This is a genomic window from Bradyrhizobium sp. 190 (genome assembly GCF_023073415.1).
Classification (GTDB): Bacteria; Pseudomonadota; Alphaproteobacteria; order Rhizobiales; family Xanthobacteraceae; genus Bradyrhizobium.
On sequence record NZ_JADPJL010000008.1, the window covers coordinates 214,398 to 230,612 of the forward strand.

Consider the following 16,215-nt stretch of genomic DNA (forward strand, 5'->3'; position numbering starts at 1 on the left):
CGTTCTCAAGTGTCTCTTACGGGTCTGAATTGGCTGAGTTCACGCACAGCATCGAATACGAGCGTGGCGGTTTCTGGCGCCGGGCGCTGGCGCTGCTGATCGATGTGGTCATCACCATGGTGATCTTGCAGCTGATCACGTTCGCCCTGTTTCCGTTGAGCAACGGGCGCATGCAGTTCGTCAGTGGCGTTGCGCCCAGCTGTAGCGCGGTCAATGCGATACCTAAAGGTTTATCGCTGCCTGCGGATTATGCCGTCGGTTGGATCACCGATTGCCGGTATGGTTTCTTTGGCATGACCTCGGCGCGCATTCTCACGGTCACAAGAATTCCGCAGAACGAAGCAACCGCGAGTGCGAGGACGAACATTGTCCATTTGCTCGACGCAGAGGGCAAGCCTTTCAATGCCCCAACGCTTGACAGCCTCGCGCTGCCTTTCCTGTTCGTCTTGCGCTTCTGGTTCGACCGCGGCTGCGGTACGCTGGGCCGGAGGATCTGTCGCGTGCGCCTGACGGGCGTTATCGAAGCGCCGTCTCCGCTGCCGATCGGTGCGGCTGCCCGGCGTTACGCCGCGCAGGCGCTGCCGCTGGTACCTCTGGTCATCTGGTCGCTGCTCCAGCGCGTTATGGCGGGCGAGCAAGCCGTCGCTTCCCTATCGGGATCGGTCCTTCTGGCAATGCCGGGGGCCAGTCTGCTGATTGCCGTGCCGATAGCCGTGTATGCAATCGTCTGTCGACAGGACGCCTGGTACGACCGCTGGGCGATGACCCGCGTGCTCCGCCTCGACAAGAACCGGATGCTGATACCGATTCCCGCCAGCGCGCTACCGAATGTGCCTGCTGAAGCCGCCCTCATACAGCCGCCGGCACTACCGGAGCCAAGGACGGGTAATTACTTCGCACGGCACTGGCGCGGCGAGCTTTCGTTGCCCGTTTCATATTGGGCGAACGGCGTCGTCCTCAGCGCAGTCATCGGCATGGCGAGCGGCGCGCTCTTGGTGGCGTTCACCATCTATGGCGAAGAGCAACCGGTCTCGTGGCTGATAGCGCTGCAAACAAGCTGTCTTGTCATTTCGCTGCTTGCGATATGGCAGGTGGTAGGGGTGTGGCGCGCGGCAACACGCTACAAGCGCAGTGGGCGGTCATTCTGGGGCGGCGCGGCGAAAGCCGTGGTTGCACTTGCCGCGCTTCAGCTTGCCTATGGTTGGGTGTTCGTGGTTGGACCACAGATCCTCGACACTTATGAAATGGCTACCGGAGACGCAGCCTTCGGTCCGTACGAATTCAACCTGCTGGCCGATGGCCGGATGCTGGAGTTTTACGGCGGCATCACGTTCGGCATTGCCAAGGAGTTCGAAAGTCTCCTCGACGAGAATAAGGGCGTGACGACAGTCAGGCTCGCTTCGATTGGCGGCCGTATCCGGGAGGCGCAGAAGATGTCGGACATCGTGAAGGCGCGCGGGCTGGCGACGTATGTCGTGGAAGAGTGCCTTTCCGCTTGCACCGTGGTGTTCCTTGGTGGCAAGGAGCGCTTCCTGCTCGATGGGGCAAGTCTTGGTTTTCATCAGCCGAGCTTTCGCGGCATGACGGCAGGCGCTCGAAAACTCGCGATCGCGGAGGAAGAGGCGCGCTTGCGAGCCTTCGGTCTGAGCAAGAGGTTTGTCGAGCGCGCCAACAGCGCAAGCCCGGACGACATGTGGTATCCGGAACAGGACGAACTGGTGCGCGAGAAGGTGGTTACATGGATCGTGCCTACGCAGCCGTCGAACTCGACGGCGTCGACCTCATCGGTAGCAGATACCGTGCCGATGGCACCGCGGGCGCCTTCCGTGTTCCCGACGCCAGGCGCCGCGTTGAGTGGCTCCGGGGCCGGCCCGGCGGTGATTCCGGTGGATTTGATCAAGCGACTGGCACCGCCAATGACTGCGCCGAAGGCTACACCGGAGCCGAAGGCTGAAACTGCAACGGCCGGCGAATCGAAATAAGCACGCGCTTCGGAGCGAGCCCTGAACGATGGCTCAGCGCTCGTCCGCGATCACCTTGCCGTCGTTCGGCAGCGATCCGGCGGCGACCAGTTCGACATTGCCGCCGAGTTTGGTCACTGCGCGCAGCGTTGCCGCGAGTTCGCTCTGAAGCGGTTCGCCGGGGGAAGCCGTCTCCGCTTTCAGCGTCATCAGATCGCTCTCGCCGGACCGCGTGACGACGAGGCGCAGCCGCCCGAGCTCGGGATGGCGCGTGCTGATCTCGGCGATCTGCTCGGGGCGCACGAACATGCCCTTGACCTTGGTGGTTTGGTCGGCGCGGCCCATCCAGCCCTTGATGCGCATGTTGGTGCGTCCGCATGGGCTTGCGCCCGGCAACGCCGCCGTAAGGTCGCCGAGCGCGAGGCGGATCCAGGGATGCTGCGGATCGAGCGAAGTGACGACGATCTCGCCGACGTCGCCGGGCGTGACGGGATCGCCGGTGCCGGGACGTACGATTTCCATGATGAGGTCCTCGTTGACCACCATGCCCTCGCGCGCATGCGTCTCAAACGCGATCAGGCCGAGGTCGGCGGTGCCAAACGCCTGATAGGCATCGATGCCGCGCGACTTCACTTCGTCCTGCAGCGATTTCGGAAACGCCGCGCCGGATACCACCGCGCGCTTGATCGAGGAGACGTCGCGTCCGGCGCTAGCAGCAGCGTCGAGCAGGATCTTGAGGAAATCCGGCGTGCCGCTATAGCCGACCGGGCGATAGGCCTCGATCAGTTCGAACTGTTGCTCGGTATTGCCGGGGCCGGCCGGAATCACCGCACAGCCCAGCGCCCGCGCCGACGCATCGAAGATGAAGCCGCCGGGCGTCAGATGGTAGCTGAAGGTGTTTAGCACGACGTCGCCGGGCCGGAACCCGGCCGCAAACAATGCCCGCGCGCCGCGCCAGGGGTCGGCGTGAACGGGCTCGGGCTCGAAGATCGGCCCCGGCGAAGTAAAGAGCCGCCCGAACGACCCCAAAGGCCCGGCCACGAATCCGCCGAAAGGTGGCGCGGCCTTGTGCAGGGCAGGGAGTTCCGACTTACGCAACATCGGCAAGCGAGCCAGCGCGGCGCGGCTGGTGACGGTAGCCACGTCTATGCCCTTCAAGCGCTCGGCATAAGCTGGCGCGGCCAGCGCCTTGCGCAGGACGTCCGGGAGGCGAGAAAGCAGCTCCGCCTCGCGTTTGGCTGGCTCGCGCGTTTCAAGGGCGTCATAGTGGTCGGTCATAGCTAATCTCGCAGGTGAGCGCCGATTGCGTGCCGCCCCTGACGTGCTATCAGACGGCTTCTACCGGTGTTGATGTTCCAGGGAACGCAATGGCTGAAAGAGATACCGCTGCGGCGGCAGATGCGCTGGATTCGGCCGATATCGTTGCCAGGCTGAAGCTTCGCATGATCGACCATTGCTTGCCGCTGTGGTCGACCGAAGGCTGGGACGACATAGCTGGCGGCTTTGTCGATCGGCTCGATGGGGACGGCCGTGCGGACCGCTTGGCGCCGCGCCGGGTTTTCGTGCAGGCGCGCCAGATCTATTGCTACGCCAAGGCGGCGCAAATGGGCTGGTATCCCGACGGCCGCGCGATCGCGCTGAGGGGGTTGGAGCATCTGCTTGCGAAGGCGAAAGCCCCCGATGGCCGACCGGGCTTTGTCCACACGCTGACGCCGGATGGCGCTGTGTTGGACCCGCTGCGCGATTCCTACGATCACGCCTTTGCCCTGCTCGCCCTTGCAACCGTCCACGCGCTCGACCGCGATGCGCAGGTCCGCACCGAGATCGACGCGCTGTGTCACTTCGTCGACACGGAGCTGCGGTCGCCGCACGGCGGCGTTCATGAGGGATTGCCGGTATCGATGCCGCGGCGGCAGAATCCGCAGATGCATCTGTTCGAAGCAATGATCGCGGCGTTCGACGCGACGCACGATACGGTGTTCCAGAACCGGGCCGGGAATTTCTTCAGCCTGTTTCTGGCCAATCTCTACGACAAGCAGCGGCAGGTGCTTGGTGAGTACTTTGAGGAAGATTGGTCGAAGATCGAGCCCGTCAGCGTCGAGCCGGGGCATCAGGCGGAGTGGGCCTGGCTGCTGAAGGGCTTTGAGCGCATCACCGGCTGTCCGACCGGGCGCTACCGCGGCGAATTGCTGGCGTCGGCGCTGCGCTATCGCGATGGGGCGACCGGCTGCCTGGTGGATGAAGGCAATGCGGCTGGTGACATCAGGCGGCATACGCGCCGGCTGTGGCCGCAGACGGAGATCGCCAAGGCATGGATTGCGCAGGCTGAAGCGGGCGAGGCGGGAGCCGCGGATGAAGCGCGCGCGGCATTGGCGCGGCTCGAACGGCATTATCTCAGCCATCCCGTGGCGGGCGGCTGGTACGACCAATTCGATCGCGACGGCAACTCGCTGGTCGCCACCATTCCTGCTTCTTCGTTCTATCATGTTCTTTGCGCGGTCGCGGAAGCGGAACAGGTGCTCGGCTAGCTGTTTGGTGGCGCTCACAGCCACCGCTTTCGGCGCTTGAAGCTCTTCAGGTTCTTGAAACTCTTGCGCTGGTCGCCGGCTCCGCCAAGATAGAATTCCTTGACGTCCTCGTTGTCGCGCAATTCGTCGGCCGAGCCGTCGAGCACGACCTTGCCCTGTTCCATGATGTAGCCGTGGCTCGCGACCGAAAGGGCTGCGCGCGCATTCTGCTCCACCAGCAGGATGGTGACGCCGAGGTCGCGGTTGATTGCCTTGATGATCCCAAACACTTCCTTCACCAACAGCGGCGACAGGCCCATCGACGGTTCATCCATCAGGATCATTTTGGGGCGCGCCATCAAAGCGCGGCCGATCGCCAGCATCTGCTGTTCGCCGCCGGAGAGATAGCCGGCGAGCCCGGTGCGCTCCTTCAGGCGCGGAAAGTATTTGAAGACCATGTCGATGTCGCTGCCGACTTCGTTGTCGGTGCGGGTAAAGGCGCCGAGCTTCAAATTCTCGATCGAGGTCATGTCCGATATGATGCGGCGACCTTCCATCACCTGGAAGACGCCACGGCGGACGATCTTGTCGGGGTCGATGCCGTTGATGCGCTCGCCGTCGAGGAGGATTTCGCCGCGGATGACTTCGCCGTCCTCGGTTTTGAGCAGGCCCGAGATCGCCTTCAGCGTCGTCGACTTGCCGGCGCCGTTGGCGCCGAGCAGGGCCACGATCGCGCCCTTTGGCACCTCAAGGCTGAGCCCGCGCAGCACCAGGATGACCTTGTCGTAGACCACCTCGATGTTGCGGACGCTGAGCAGCGGAGCGGCTTGCGCTGCCGTCGCAGGACGATTGATTTCGGTTGCTTCAGTCATGTTTCGTCTCATCACCTCTTGTCGTCATCACCCGCCTTGTGCGCAATTGCGCACTGGGGCGGGTGATCCAGTATTCCAGAGGCGGCTGTGATCCACCGAGAAGCCGCGGCGTACTAGGTCCCCCGCTTTCGCGGGGGACGACAGTCAAATGCGTTCAACGCCTCCCGGCAACCATTGCCTTACCAGCCGAGCCACTCGGGCTTGCGCGGCAGGTCGATGGTCTTCACCTTCTCCATCTTGATGCCGCCGTTCTTGACGAGATCGTTGAGGGGAGCGTCGGTCGCGCCTGCGACCTTCATGCGATAGAGATCGACCTTAAGCGTGCCGCGGTGATCCGTTTCGGTGAAGGTCGAGGGATTGCAGATGCCTTCGCCGCCCGCGGGCACCCAATCCTTCTTCTGGTAAAAACCCTTCTTGACGTTCTCGCCGGTGGCGCCGCCGTTCTTGGCAGCCCATTCGACGGCTTCCTTCATATAGAGCGCAGTGCAGACGCCGGCGATGTAATGCACCGGACGATAGGTGGTCCCGGCCGCGTCCGACATCTTGGAGATTTCCATGAAGGTCTTCGTGCCGGGTGCGTTGCCGCCCCATGCCACCGCGGTGCGCAGCGGGAACACCACGCCATCGGCGGCAGCGCCCGCGGCTTTCGCGGCGTTCTCGTCCATGCCCCAGACGTTGCCGAGGAACTGCACGTCGACGCCGGCGGCCTTGCAGGCGTTGAGCACGGAGATGTTCGAGCCGGCGGTGTTGCCCAGATAAGCGTAGTTGGCGCCCGAACTCTTCAGGGTCAGGCACTGCGCGCTGTAATCGCCGGGCGTCAAGGCGAACACGATCGGCGGCAGCAGTTCGAAGCCGAGTTCGGCGGCAATCGCTTCACCTGCGGCCTTCGGCGCGTTCGGATAGGGGTGGTTGGCGCCCATGTGGACGAACTTCGGCTTGCCGGGCTTGCCCTTGGACTTCCAGTCCTCAGCGGCCCAGGTCAGCATGCCGCGAACCGCGTCCGAGTAGCTCGGGCCGTAGAAGAAGTTGTAGGGCGCAGGCTTGGCCTTGCCGCCGGCGCCTGTCGGATCGGAGAGTGCTGCGGCATAGGATGCCGAAATATCGGGAATCTTGTCCTGGGCCAGGAATCCCGTCAGCGCTTCGGTGTCGGCGGTGCCCCAGCCGAGAATGGCGGCGACCTTGTCGGAGCCCGACCATTTCTTGTACTGGGCGATCGCGCGCGGCACTTGATAGCCGTAATCGACAGTGTCGACATTGACCTTGGCGCCGTTGATGCCGCCGTTCTTGTTGATCCACGCATAGGTGTCCGCGACACCCTGTCCGAACGGCGTTCCGACGTCAGAAGTCGGACCCGAATAGTCGGCGAGATGCCCCAGCGAGATCGGCGCCTGGGCTGATGCCGCGGTGCTACCCAACAGCAACGCGAGCGAGGCGGTGCTCAGTAGAGTCTTCATCGTCATGGACTAATCCTCCGGTTATTTCTCGAGGTCTTCTTGTTGTCCGTCCCGTTCCGACCTCAATGCGAGAACGGGTAGAGTTTCCAATACGCCTTGATCTGTCGCCAGCGATGCGCGAGTCCGTCCGGTTCGAAAACCAGAAAGACGATGATGATGACGCCGATCGCCATCTCGCGCAGGAAAGCGATGTTGTTCTTCAACCCCAGGAACTGGTCGATCGGACTGCCGCGCAGGGCGACGCTGAGCCATTCCATCGATTCCGGCAGCAGCACCATGAAGGCGGTGCCCATCAGCGTGCCCATGATCGAGCCGAGCCCGCCGATGATGATCATCGCAAGGAAGATGATCGAGCGGTCGATGCCGAAACCTTCGTTGGAGACCACCTGATTGTAATGCGCATAGAGCGCGCCGCCGACGCCGGCAAAGAACGCGGCGAGGCCGAAAGAAAGTGTCCGGTATTTGGTCAGGTTGATGCCCATGATCTCGGCGGACAGATAATGGTCGCGCACCGCCACCAGCGCGCGCCCGTCGCGCGAACGGATCAGGTTCGTGACCAGGAGATAGCAGACGATGACGTAGGCCAGCACGACATAGAAATACTGTTTATCGCCGCGCAGCATGTAGCCGAAGATCGAGAACGGTTCGGCGCTGGCGGGAACGCTGCCGCCGGTGAACCATTCCGCGCGGGCGAAGAAGTCCAGCAGGATGTACTGCGCCGCCAGCGTGGCGATCGCGAGATAGAGGCCTTTCAGCCGCGCGGCAGGCAGGCCGAAGATCAGCCCGACTGCCGCCGTCACCACGCCCGCGAGTGGAATGCAGAAGAAGACGGGAATCCCGAACCGGTTCGAGAGATAGGCTGACGTGAAGGCGCCGAGGCCGAAGAAGGCGGCGTGGCCGATCGAGATTTGGCCGGTGAAGCCGACGACAATGTTCAGCCCGAGTGCGGCGATTCCGAAGATGCCGATCTGGATCAGGAGGCTGAGGATGTATTCGTTGACGACATGCGGCGCAAAGCAGACCAGCACGATGCCTGCGATCATGGCGTTACGGCTGGTCGTGGTCGGAAACACGGTGGTATCGGCCGCATAGCTGGTGCGGAAATCGCCGGCGGGAATGAGAGTCTGGCCTGCCATGATTGCTTACACCCGCTCGATGTCTTTGGTGCCGAACAGGCCGTATGGCTTGATCATCAGGATAATGATGAGCGCATAGAACGGCGCGATCTCGTAGAGATTGCCCCAGTGCAGATATTCGCTGTCGAGAAAGTGCGCGAAATTCTCCAGAAGTCCGATGATGATGCCGCCCAGCACCGCGCCGCCGACGCTGTCGAGGCCGCCAAGTATCGCCGCCGGAAACACCTTGACGCCGTAGGCGGAAAGCCCGGCCGAGACGCCGTTGACGACCGCCACCACGACGCCAGCGACGGCGGAGACGGTCGCCGAGATCGCCCAGGCCATCGCAAACACGCTCTTCACGGAAATGCCGAGCGATTGCGCCACCTGCTGGTTGAAGGCGGTGGCGCGCATAGCGAGACCGTATTTGGAGAGGCGGAAGAACCACGCCATCCCGATCATCATCGCCACCGAGACGGCGAGACTCATCAGATAGACGGTCTGGACCTGCAGCCCGAGGATGTTGATGTTCTGCGTCTGGAAGATGCGGGGGAACGGCTGCAGGTTGACGCCGAATATCCACTTCATCAGCGCGGAGAATACCATCGACAGCGCGATCGTCACCATGATCACGGAAATGATCGGCTCGCCGATCATGGGGCGCAGGATGAAGATCTGGATCGCGATGCCGAACAGGAACATGAAGACCAGCGTGATCGGCATGCCCAGATAGAACGGCACCTGATACTTGGTGAGCAGCCACCAGCACACCCAGGCGCCGACCAGCAGCAGTTCGCCCTGCGCGAAGTTCACCACCTGCGTCGCCTTGTAGATCAGCACGAACGACATCGCGACCACGCCATAGAGCGTGCCGACCACGAGGCCGTTGACCAGGAGCTGGATGAGGAGCTGGGTGTTCATGCTGCTCTCTTTCCCTCTCCCCTTGTGGGAGAGGGTGGCTTCGCGAAGCGAAGACGGGTGAGGGGTTGTCTCGGCATTCGCATGTGTGGAGAGAAACCCCTCACCGGAGTGAGTTCGTATCGACGGCTGGCGCTGCCCTCTCCCACAAGGGGAGAGGGCGCATCAACTGGCACCGCGCTGTGTTGCTGCGTCATCATTCCGCCGCCTCCGCCATCGGCGCATCATGGCCGAGATCGACCACCCGGAGCGTAGTGCGGATGCGCTGGGTGGTGCCGTCCTGGAATCGGATAACAGTATCGACGGGAATATCGCTCTTGCCGCCATAGATCGCGTCGATGATATCTGCGTATTTCTCGTTGATGACGCTGCGGCGGACCTTTCGGGTGCGGGTCAGTTCGCCGTCGTCGGCGTCGAGTTCCTTGTAGAGCAGCAGGAAGCGCGAGATGCGTTGAGGAGGCGGCAGCGTGGCGTTGACGCCCTCGACCTCCTTGCGGAGCAGCGCATAGACCTCGGGGCGCGAGGAAAGATCGGTATAGGTCGTGAACGAGATGCGGTTCTTCTCCGCCCATTTCGAGATGATCGAGTAGCGGATGCAGATCATCGCCGCCAGCGTGTCGCGGCCGGCGCCGAGCACGACCGTCTCGGCGATGTAGGGCGAGAACTTCAGCTTGTTTTCCAGATATTGCGGCGAGAAGCGCTCGCCGCGCGAGGTCTCCGCGAGATCCTTGATGCGGTCGATGACGACGAGTTGCCTGTCAGCATTGAAATAGCCCGCGTCGCCCGAGTGCATCCAGCCATCCTTCATGTCGGCGGCCGAGGCTTCCGGATTCTTGTAGTAGCCGAGATACATGTTGGGATGGCGCACGACGATTTCGCCGATGCCGTTGACATCCGGGTTGTCGACGCGGATCTCGATGTCGCCGCCCATCGGCACGCCGGTGGTGTCCGGATCGACCTTGTCGAAAGGATGCAGCGTGTAGGCGCCGAGCAGTTCGGTCTGGCCATAGAGGGTGCGCAGCGGCACGCCCATGGCCCGGAAGAACTTGAAGGTATCCGGCCCGAGCGCGGCGCCGCCGGTCGCGGCCGAGCGCAGCCGCGTGAAGCCGAGCCGGTCGCGCAGCGCGCGGAACAGGAGCTGGTCGGCCAGAACAGAATGCTTGCCCTGCGCCAGCGCCGAGAGTCCGGTCTTCATGCCGATATCGAAGAGTTTTTGCTTGAGCGGCGAGGAGTCCATCACGCCGGCGCGCACGTCAGCGGCAATCGATTCCCAGAGCCGCGGCGCGAACAGCACGAAGGTCGGCGCGATCTCGCGGAAATCGTGCATCATGGTCTCTGGCTCTTCGACGAAGTTCACCTTCATCCGGCAGAGCAGCCCTTTGCCGAGCGCGTAGACCTGTTCCATGATCCAGGGCAGCGGCAGCACCGAGACATATTCGTCGTCCGGTCCCTTCGGATCGAACGCCAGATAGGTCGCGCAATGCTTGAGGACGCGTCCCGCCGCCAGCATCGCCAGCTTGGGGTTGGCCGTCGTGCCCGAGGTGGTGCAGAGGATCGCGACATCTTCGCCGTGGGTCTTATCGACCAGCCGGTCGTAAAGGCCGGGCTCGCGCGCGGCGCGGTCGCGACCCATCGTGGCGAGCTTCTCGGCCTCCATCAGCCGCGGATCGTCGTACTTCCGCATCCCGCGCGGATCGGAATAGACGATGTGCTTGAGGTTCGGCGCGCGGTCGGCCAGCGCCAGCAGCTTGTCGACCTGCTCCTCGTCTTCGGCAAACACCAGTTTGGCGTCGCCATAACTGAGCAGATAGGCCGCTTCCTCGTCCAGCACGTCGCGGTAAAGGCCGAGGCTCATGGCGCCAACAGCATGCGTTGCGATTTCCGCGGCCACCCAGTCCGGGCGGTTGTCACCGATGATGCCGATGACGTCGCCGCGCCCGAGACCCAATTCGATCATGCCGAGCGCGAAATCATGCACGCGGGTCTGATAGTCGTTCCAGGTGAAGACGCGCCACAGCCCGAGATCCTTTTCGCGCAACGCAATCTCGCCGCCGTGCTCCTTCGCGTTGAGGCGCAACAGCTTCGGAAAAGTATCCGCCTGGGCGGCGCGTCCGGCGTAATCCATCATGCCGCGCTCTCCCGAGGTGCGGGCGTATCGTCGGGGTCGACGAGAGCCTCGTCCTCTTCACCGAGATAGGCGCGCTTCACATGGGGATCGGCGAGCACGGACGCCGGATCGCCCTCGGCGATCTTGCGGCCGAAATCCAGCACCATGACGCGGTGGGAGATATCCATCACCACACCCATGTCGTGCTCGATCATCATGACGGTCATGCCGAACTCTTCGTTGAGATCGACGATGTAGCGCGCCATGTCCTCCTTTTCCTCGAAGTTCATGCCGGCCATCGGCTCGTCGAGCAGGATCAGCTGTGGCTCCAGCGCCATCGCGCGGGCGAGCTCGACGCGCTTGCGCAGGCCGTAGGGCAGGGTGCCGGCGGTGGCCTTGCGCACCGACTGCAGGTCGAGGAAATCGATGATCTCCTCCACCTTGCGGCGGTGCTCGAGTTCCTCGCGCCGCGCGCCGGTCAGCCAGTACAGCGAGCCCGTGATGAAATTGTTCTTCAGGAGATGGTGCCGCCCGACCATGATGTTGTCGAGCACGCTCATATGATGGAACAGCGCCAGGTTCTGGAAAGTGCGGCCGATGCCAAGCCGGGGCCGCGCGTTCGGATTGAGGCCGGTGATGTCCTTGCCGCGGTAGAACAGCTTGCCTTCGGTAGGCTTGTAACGACCCGAAATGCAATTGACGATCGAGGTCTTGCCGGCGCCGTTCGGGCCGATGATCGAGAACAATTCGCCCTCGTTCACGCCGAAGGAGACTTCGGTCAGCGCACGGACGCCACCGAAGCGCAGAGACACCCCGCGCACTTCCAACGTGTAAGCCACTCATTCCCTCCAGATACGGCGCCTGAGCAGCGCTCTTTATCTATCGTTTGCAATCGCATGCGATCCTACATCGGCGGTGACGGGCAAGCCATCCGACTATCGGTAGCGGCCGATGCCCGCGTCACGCGTGGTAGCGTCGCACCCCCGCCACCGCGCCATAGGCCGCGCGCACCGAGGTGGCTCTCCTTAGGGCAATGCGATAGTTTGAAATGTCTTTTGCCTGACAATTGGTCGGGAAATTTCGCCAGGCTGCTTCTGCTGCAGTGCAGCACAGGAATCGATGGGGACGCGACGGTCGATGCGATCATGATTGCTGCGGATTACCTCAAGCGCATCGCGGCCTGGTCGCGCGAACTGAACGAACGGGAAATCGAGATCGCCCGCGCCGGCATCGTGGAGAAATCCTATCGCGCCAATGAGCATATTTTCATGCGCGGCGATGCCTTCGACTACTGGACCGGCATCGTCACGGGTCTTGCCCGGATGAGTACCGTGTCGAGCGGCGGCAAGGCTGCGACGTTTGCCGGCCTCACGGCAGGCGCCTGGTTTGGCGAGGGCTCGGTGCTGAAGAGCGAGCCGCGCCGTTACGACGTGGTCGCGTTGCGCGATACCAGGCTGGCGCTGATGGACCGCAGCACCTTCTTCTGGCTGTTCGAGAACAGCGTCGCGTTCAACCGCTTTCTGGTCCGGCAGCTCAACGAGCGGCTCGGCCAGTTCATTGGCGCGGTGGAACATGGCCGCACGCTGGATGCCACCAGCCGCGTCGCGCGCTCGATCGCCTCGCTGTTCAACCCGATCCTCTATCCGGACATGACGCGCCATCTCGAGATCACGCAGGAAGAAATCGGAGCGCTGTCCGGTATTTCGCGGCAAAACGCCAACCAGTGCCTGAAGCGGCTGGAGAAGGAAGGCTTGCTGCGGCTCGAATATGGCGGTGTCACCATTACCGAACTCGAACGCTTGCGTCAGCACGGCGAGTGACGCCACCGCGCGCATCGAGCTTCCAGCAGGCACTAAAGGTCTGATTTCAAACGACTATGACATTAGACTTGGCCCCCGGGGCGTGCGCGGTAGAAGGCCGTCTCGATGAGCAATCTCTATGCGTGCTTTCGTTTGATCACGATGATCCGATCATTAACCGCTACGAGCTTAGCCAAAAGCGCGGCTGGCGGATTGGCATGGACTGGCACCGCGACGTAATTCTGATCTCCGATCCCGATCTCGACAGGCGCTTCTGACCACGCGAACTCGTCCTTAATGGCGGCGGGGACCAGGACGAACACGCTTAGATCCGATCTCGTCCGAATCGCTTCAGGATGAGTGCGGAGTAGAGCGTTGAGTTCGATCGAATGAACACCTAGGAGGGTAAACAATCGGCTGAGACCCTCGGCGCCGAGTACCGCATCTGCGGGTCGCGGGACATAGGATGTGGCGCCCCTGAAGATGTCGTCTACCTTTGTAAATCTCGCCTCCGGACGTTGTTGGCCGTAGGGTTTCAGGCCCTCGGCCACCACGCCGATGCGACTGCGATCCACGCGCAAGTTGGGCAAGCTGAATTCAACTTGCGATGCGATCGTGTCGAAGTTGGCGGCCTGCTCGAATATCGCGTCACGCGATGCGACCGGTATCCTGCGCCCATCGTCATCCTGTACGAAAAGACGCGTGAAATTCCCCTCGAACACGCCCTGGTTTCCCCGGCCGTAGGAGGTCATCAATTGCTTCGTTTCCCTGAAATAACCGGCGAGCTGAGCATTAACAATTGGTGCGGGCTGCCCGTTGATGGCAACATGGAACGCAAGCAAGACCGAGAAAGCCACGGCCGCTAGCCGAAGAGCGACGCCGCGTTTCCAAAGCGTCTGCAGCAGGACGAGGCTCAGGAACAAGCCTAGCGGTTCGGAGAAGATGATGTCCTGCCCCTGCATTCCCCGACTGAAAACGACGACGGACAAGACGAAGAGAAGAAAAATCACCCCTAGAATTGCAAGCTCGCCATAGTTTGACGACCGCCGCTGGCAAACGACGAGCGCGCCTACCATCGCCGCTGGCAAAAGGAACAGAAGGGGAGCGCTCGTGAACTTCTGCCACAGCGGTGCCGGGTTGCCGAGGAGGGTCGGATCTACCGTACCAAGGAAGGCGACCTTGACGATGGATAATGCGTAAAAGGCACCCGTGAACAGGTTTGAAAAAACAAGCATCAGCAGCGGAATCGAAAGAAGAACTCCCAACCCCATCAAGTTCGCAAAGGAGCCGAAGCGATATCCCAAGCTTTCCGGCTTTTTGAAAAACTCGGTCAGCAGCATCGGGATAATCAAGGCCAAACCAGTGACGATGCAAAGCGGCGTGATCGAGAACGATGTTCGAGAGTGATAGACGTGCGCCGGCAAGTCCAGAAAGAAGGCGAGCACGACGAAGGCGACGTATAGAGAGATCGAGACACCCGCGATTATTCGATTGCTCCGCGGCGACAATCGCCCAAATGCAGACAAGCTACTGTCCCGGAGCATCATCAAGAGCGCAAACAGTGGTACGGCGGCAATGGTTGGAAGAATTAGAATTTTGGTGCTGAACGCCAGTCCGGCAAACATGCCGGAAGCAACCGCCAGAATCGATGATCGCAACGCTCTGTTCGCATCGACGGCAATCAGTGCAACGTACAGACTGCATGATGCATAAAAGAGGCTGAAAAGGTCGGTCCGAAACAGGATCGTCTGATATGCGAGTGATCGCGAACCTGCAAAGAATAGAAATGCCAAGATCATGAGCAACGGCCCGGCGCGGGTAACCTTGGCTAGTGCGAGCGCGAGCAGCAGCGCGCAGCCGACGGCGAGGAACGCCAGATGCCCGCGAAGAAATTGGATCAGTTCGGCAACACCGAGCAATGGATTGGCCCAGCTATACATTGCGGTGTAGTCCCGCATATGCACTAGCCCAACTAGTTGGCCGAACCACTGGCTCCAGGACAGCATCAAGTACATCCCGCCCGCCGGATGGGTCACTTGGTCAGGGAGCATGCCGCCTTGGATCAAAAGCGCGTCGAGCGCTGTGACTTGATCCATGTCGTCGGTGGAGTAGTACGGATAGAGCGCGGTATTGTGCCGGAAAATCACGAACGAAACCGCTGCCAGCAATACTAAGCAGCACCAGACCCAAGGTCGCCGTGTCTTGATGTTTTGTGCTGGCATCTCGCACACGCGCGACCGCCCTTTCCGTGACACTTCTTGGTCTTCGATCGCATCTATAACCGATCCATGCCCGAACCTCGGCGACCGGTCAACTACCGGGAGCTTGCCGCCCCTCCTGCAACAAGGGCGCGTAAGCAGCGAATCGGCCTTCTTGTCGGGGCTGACGAGGGGAGGCGCTGAGTGAGGCGCGTGCTCGTTTACCAACCAATCGCGCCGCGCGGGAGTGCTCTACAACCACCAACGATATGCCTGCTGACAACCATACGGAGGCGCCACAACAATACGTTGCTAAGCGCGCTCTATCAATTTACAGGAGGCATCCCTTCCGTTAGGAATAGCCCGGTTCGACTGCCTAGGAGCGGATTCCATCGATGAAGACGACCCATAAAATCGGCGCCGCGCGCGCGATTTATCGCGCGGTTCACGCCGGTCGCACGCTGCTGGGTCGAACCGATCGAGAGATTTTTGTCAGAGATGGAATTAGTTACGACCTGGACCTTTCGCAGGGAATAGATTTTGCAATCTATCTCGGAGGCATGTTCGAGCCCAGTACCGCGATCGCCTTGAGCAAATTAACGGAACCCTCTTCGCTCGTGCTCGATATCGGCGCCAACATCGGGGCGCACACATTGCGTTTGGCCAAACTGGTCGGTCCGAAGGGCCGGGTTTTGGCGTTCGAGCCGACGGATTTTGCGTTCCGCAAGCTTCGACGGAACCTGGATCTCAATCCATCGCTTGCGTCTCGGGTGGATGCGTTTCATTGCTTCTTGACCGCCACGGATGGAACCGTCGTTCCGGATGCCATCTACTCCAGTTGGCCTTTGGTAGCGGAGGCAGGACTGCACCCTAAGCACCTTGGTCGCGAAATGCAGACGGATTCAGCGCAGGCGCGGAGTCTGGACAGCATTCTAGCCGAGCATGCTGACCGAAAAGTGCACTTGGTAAAGCTTGATGTGGACGGGTTCGAATGTGACGTGCTTCGCGGCGCGCCGTCATTGCTTCGCGATGCTCGCCCGACCTTCGTGATGGAATTGGCGCCCTATGTGCTCGACGAACGGGGCACCTCACTAGACCAACTCCTCTCTTACTTCATCCCCAATGGGTATATCTTCTACCACGAGAGGACGCAGAAGCGTCTGCCTTCGACAGCAAAAGAGTTGCAGGCGCTGGTCGCGAGCGGCGAAAGCATGAACGTCATCGCCCGCGTCACCTGATGCCTGCGCAGCCGTCCGTCGAAAATGTAAGCCGCACTCTAGCAAG

General features: G+C 61.6%; 12 protein-coding genes. 4 read left to right on the plus strand and 8 right to left on the minus strand.

Annotated elements, in window-relative coordinates; translation table 11 throughout:
- Positions 1–29: 29 nt before the first annotated feature.
- Positions 30–1,982 carry an RDD family protein gene (locus IVB22_RS04800; protein ID WP_247516165.1) on the plus strand — a complete coding sequence of 651 codons (1,953 nt, stop codon included), beginning with the start codon at positions 30–32 and terminating at the stop codon, positions 1,980–1,982.
- 33 nt (positions 1,983–2,015) lie between these two features.
- Here the strand turns inward: IVB22_RS04800 and IVB22_RS04805 are convergent, their stop codons facing one another.
- On the minus strand, positions 2,016–3,239 hold the full coding sequence (locus IVB22_RS04805) for a phenylacetate--CoA ligase family protein (protein ID WP_247516166.1): 1,224 nt from the start codon (positions 3,237–3,239) through the stop codon (positions 2,016–2,018).
- A gap of 89 nt (positions 3,240–3,328) precedes the next feature.
- Here IVB22_RS04805 and IVB22_RS04810 point away from each other — a divergent pair, with 89 nt between their 5' ends.
- Complete coding sequence (locus IVB22_RS04810; protein ID WP_247516167.1) at positions 3,329–4,489, plus strand: AGE family epimerase/isomerase; 1,161 nt, start codon at positions 3,329–3,331, stop codon at positions 4,487–4,489.
- 14 nt (positions 4,490–4,503) lie between these two features.
- Here the strand turns inward: IVB22_RS04810 and IVB22_RS04815 are convergent, their stop codons facing one another.
- The 6 genes from IVB22_RS04815 to IVB22_RS04840 all read right to left on the minus strand — a co-directional run bounded on the left by IVB22_RS04815 (position 4,504) and on the right by IVB22_RS04840 (position 11,773).
- The gene (locus IVB22_RS04815) at positions 4,504–5,340 is read right to left on the minus strand and encodes an ABC transporter ATP-binding protein (protein ID WP_247516168.1); all 837 of its coding nucleotides are present in this window, start codon (positions 5,338–5,340) and stop codon (positions 4,504–4,506) included.
- Between the two features lie 179 nt (positions 5,341–5,519).
- On the minus strand, positions 5,520–6,800 hold the full coding sequence (locus IVB22_RS04820; protein WP_247516169.1) for an ABC transporter substrate-binding protein: 1,281 nt from the start codon (positions 6,798–6,800) through the stop codon (positions 5,520–5,522).
- 56 nt (positions 6,801–6,856) lie between these two features.
- Positions 6,857–7,930 (minus strand): branched-chain amino acid ABC transporter permease, encoded by a 1,074-nt coding sequence (locus tag IVB22_RS04825; RefSeq protein ID WP_247516170.1) that lies wholly within the window; start codon positions 7,928–7,930, stop codon positions 6,857–6,859.
- 6 nt (positions 7,931–7,936) lie between these two features.
- Entirely contained in the window at positions 7,937–8,830 is an 894-nt protein-coding gene (locus tag IVB22_RS04830) for a branched-chain amino acid ABC transporter permease (protein WP_247516171.1), read from the minus strand.
- A gap of 193 nt (positions 8,831–9,023) precedes the next feature.
- Complete coding sequence (locus tag IVB22_RS04835; RefSeq protein ID WP_247516172.1) at positions 9,024–10,955, minus strand: long-chain fatty acid--CoA ligase; 1,932 nt, start codon at positions 10,953–10,955, stop codon at positions 9,024–9,026.
- A complete protein-coding gene (locus IVB22_RS04840) occupies positions 10,952–11,773 on the minus strand; it encodes an ABC transporter ATP-binding protein (RefSeq protein WP_247516173.1) in 822 nt (273 codons plus the stop codon). Before IVB22_RS04840 ends, IVB22_RS04835 begins: the two co-directional genes overlap by 4 nt.
- 306 nt (positions 11,774–12,079) lie before the next feature.
- Between IVB22_RS04840 and IVB22_RS04845 the strand changes: the two genes are divergently transcribed.
- On the plus strand, positions 12,080–12,754 hold the full coding sequence (locus IVB22_RS04845; RefSeq protein ID WP_247516174.1) for a Crp/Fnr family transcriptional regulator: 675 nt from the start codon (positions 12,080–12,082) through the stop codon (positions 12,752–12,754).
- A gap of 116 nt (positions 12,755–12,870) precedes the next feature.
- On the opposite strand, the gene IVB22_RS04850 is transcribed toward IVB22_RS04845, so the two are convergent.
- A complete protein-coding gene (locus tag IVB22_RS04850; RefSeq protein ID WP_247516175.1) occupies positions 12,871–14,901 on the minus strand; it encodes a hypothetical protein in 2,031 nt (676 codons plus the stop codon).
- A gap of 425 nt (positions 14,902–15,326) precedes the next feature.
- On the opposite strand from IVB22_RS04850, the gene IVB22_RS04855 reads away from it, so the two are divergent.
- The gene (locus IVB22_RS04855; RefSeq protein ID WP_247516176.1) at positions 15,327–16,169 is read left to right on the plus strand and encodes an FkbM family methyltransferase; all 843 of its coding nucleotides are present in this window, start codon (positions 15,327–15,329) and stop codon (positions 16,167–16,169) included.
- Positions 16,170–16,215 lie beyond the last annotated feature (46 nt).